This window comes from Aurantimonas sp. C2-5-R2, from assembly GCF_036549495.1.
In the GTDB taxonomy this organism is placed as follows: Bacteria; Pseudomonadota; Alphaproteobacteria; order Rhizobiales; family Rhizobiaceae; genus Aurantimonas; species Aurantimonas coralicida_A.
In genome coordinates, this window is record NZ_JAZHLJ010000167.1 from 1 (window position 1) to 3,089 (window position 3,089).

Sequence of the window (3,089 nt, forward strand, 5' to 3'; positions counted from 1 at the left end):
AAAAGCCCGTTGCCTCCGTTTCCAGGGCCGCGTAACCTTCAACCCCGGCAACGTCGTTCGCCGAAGTTCAACAAACTTCGGGACATCCCCCGCCAAAGCGCGGTGAGCCATGCGACCAGAAGGCGCATATTGTGACCGGCGGCGACGAGGACGGCGTTGATCGCGTCGCCGGTGGCGCCGGCGAGGTGGTTGCGCTCGAGCAGGCCATCGCTCTTGGTATGACCGATAATCGGCTCGATGGCATTTCGACGTCGCAGTTCTCGTCGAACCGTTGGTGACGCGATCCCGCGGCTGTGGGCGATGAACACCCGGGCGAACCGGTCGTGTTTGTGGCCGCGGTAGCCGCGATCGACATAGGCACGCTCGACTGTCACGCCCGTAAGGCGCTCGACCTGCGCGATCTGGCCGCTGAGGGTGTGGCCGTCATAGGGGGTGCCCGGCAGTGCCTGCATGCCGATGATGAACTGACCGCCAGCGGTGCGCGCATTCGTCACCGCGATCGAGGTCTTCACTCCGAACTCATAGCGTGTGCGTGCTTTTCCCTTGGCGATGCATTCGACCTCGGGCGCATGCATCGCATAGAGCTTGTCGCTGTCGCCCGCCTTCTGGGCGAGCACCGTGGCGACGCGTTCGCGCGCAAGCGCAAAGGCAGCCTCGAGCTCGGCGTTTCCGGCGATCTTGCGACCGATGTCGCGGTCGAGCCGGCCAAGCCAGGTGCGCATCTTCCTGACCCAGCGCATCGCCTGCTTGTGGCCGCGCCCGTGGATCAGCCGCGAGACGTCGCGCCGCGCGCGGCGACCGACGCGAAGGAACGACTGGCGCAGCGCAATGCCGTGACGCTTTGCCAGCCGGTTCAGCCACTCGATTCCGCGCATCAGAAGATGACTGTCGGTGGGATGCGCGACCGCCTTGGTCTGGACGGTGGTATCCACCGTCACCCGCTCGCATGCTGCCTGCGTCGTCGCCGCGGTCCGCATCGCGACGCTGAGCGTCTCGGCGAGCAGCAGTTCGAGCTGCTCAGCTCCGATCCGGGCCCGCCAGCGCGTCATCGACGAGCGGTCGAGCACCAGCTTGGCCCGGTCGGCCCGAAGCTGCGATTTTGGCCAAGTTGAGGAACGTTACAGGAACGTGGCGTTATAGATTGACTCGCACTGGGCCGACGATTGAGGTTCCGCTTCGATTGAGGGAGCGGATGGATGAGCGGGAGCATTTCAGGCGAGGCTTTGGCGCGGGACTGGAGCCTGTCGTTTGCGGACGGCGATTTCGTGAATGGCAAGCCGGTTTCGGCGCGGCTGGGCCTGGCGGTTCAGCTGAAGTTCTTCGCGTCCCGCGGGTTTTTCGTCGAAGACGTCGCCGGCCTGCCCCAAGACGGCGTGTCCTATGTGGCCGAGCAGCTCGGTGTCGGCAGCGCTGATCTTTCGACGTATGATTTCTCCGGACGTTCCGGACGGCGCCATTGCGCGGAGAATTTGCAATATCTCGGTTTTCGCAGGATGAAGCGGGCGGATCGCGAGACGCTGACGGTCTGGATATCGGCCGAACTTTGTCCTGGCGGCATGTCGGTCGGGGCAATGATGGAGCACGTCTTCCTTTGGTGCCTGGACCGGAAGATCTTCGGGCCCTCGCGCAAGGAGATCGAGCGGGTCGTGCGCTCCGAGCGCCAGCGATTTCTGGAGGCCTATCTCGCCCGTGTCGCTGACCGGCTTCGTCCCGAAACCATCGCATTGATGGAGGCCTCGCTGGCCGATCCGGACAGCGCGACCGGATTTCACACGATCAAGGCTGATGCGGGTCAGGCGAGCCTCGACAACATCATCGCCATCACAGACCGGCTGGCCTTCATCCAGGACTTGAAACTGCCGAGAGAGCTTCTGTCGGTCCCCGGCAAGGCTTGGATCGAGCAGATCGTGCGAAGGGTCGGGGGTGAAAAGGCATCGGAGATGCGCCGGCACGCTCCGGCGCGGCAAATGGGCCTTTACGCCGTGTTTCTGATGTCGCGCGAGGCGCAGATCGTCGATGGAATGATCGACCTTCTGGTGGAGACCGTTCACAAGATCAGCGTGCGCTCGAAGCGCAAGGTGATTGCCGGGATCGCCCGCGACATCGAAAAGGTTTACGGCAAGGAGTGGCTTCTGGTCGAGATCGCGGCCGCGGCAATCGACGATCCGTCGGGCCGCATCTGCGATGTGATTTTTCCGGTGGCGGGCGAGAAGAAGCTTGCGGCGATCGTCGACGAGTACCGGGCGAAAGGAGCGCTCGACAAGCGTATCTACAAGGTGATGCGCGGGTCCTATGCCGGTCATTACCGCAGGATGTTGCCGAAGCTGCTTTCGGTTCTGGAGTTCCGCTCGAACAACACGGCCTGGCGTCCGGTTCTGGAAGCCCTAGACTGGATTAGGGGAAGGCTCGACGATGGATGCCGCTTTGTCCCTCGGCAAGAGGCTCCGATCGACGGTGTCGTGCCGGCGAAATGGCGTGGCGCTGTCGTCGGTGAGGATGGGCGCGTCAACCGCATCAGCTACGAGCTTTGTGTCCTCAGTCAGTTGCGTGAGCGCATCCGCGCCAAGGAGATCTGGATCGTCGGCGCCGACCGCTATCGCAATCCCGACGATGACTTGCCCAAGGATTTCGAGGCCAGGCGCGCTTCCTATTACAACGGCCTGAATCTCACGCCGGACGCCAAGGCCTTTACCGCCGCCATCAAGGCGGAGCTCGAGCGGGAGCTGCGGCTCCTGAATGCCGAACTCCCCCACAACAAAGCGGTGCGCATTCTCTGGCGCGGCGAGAACCGCATCTCGATCACGCCGGGGTCGGTTGCGGGAGAGGGCGAGATACTACGCTAAGCCTTCGCTCCTGAGGGCACGTTCTTCGCAGCCAGCACCTGTTGGCCATGCTCCCGGAGTTCGCCGTTCGGGCCGACATACCGGTAGAGCGTGACCGGCTTGATGCCGAGCTCGGCGGCGAAGTCGGCAACGGAGGTGTCGCGGTTGGCCATAGCGGGGTCAGTTGAAGATACGTGTAAAAAGTGATCACGCGGCGTTTTGGAACGGCATCCGGTCGGGATTGAGCGGTTCGGGGATGTCGTCCAT

General features: G+C 63.4%; 2 protein-coding genes and 1 pseudogene. 1 reads left to right on the forward strand and 2 read right to left on the reverse strand.

Going from position 1 to position 3,089, the window contains the following annotated elements:
* Window positions 1-38: 38 nt before the first annotated feature.
* Window positions 39-1,067, reverse strand: a complete 1,029-nt coding sequence (locus tag VQ044_RS24385) for an IS5 family transposase (protein ID WP_331827844.1) — start codon at window positions 1,065-1,067, stop codon at window positions 39-41.
* Window positions 1,068-1,196: 129 nt separating this feature from the next.
* Here VQ044_RS24385 and VQ044_RS24390 point away from each other — a divergent pair, with 129 nt between their 5' ends.
* Complete coding sequence (locus VQ044_RS24390) at window positions 1,197-2,843, forward strand: DUF4158 domain-containing protein (RefSeq protein WP_327650061.1); 1,647 nt, start codon at window positions 1,197-1,199, stop codon at window positions 2,841-2,843.
* Here VQ044_RS24390 and VQ044_RS24395 read toward each other — a convergent pair.
* Window positions 2,840-3,089: pseudogene (locus VQ044_RS24395) on the reverse strand (hypothetical protein); the annotation flags it as partial. The gene VQ044_RS24390 and the pseudogene VQ044_RS24395 sit on opposite strands and share 4 nt — an antisense overlap.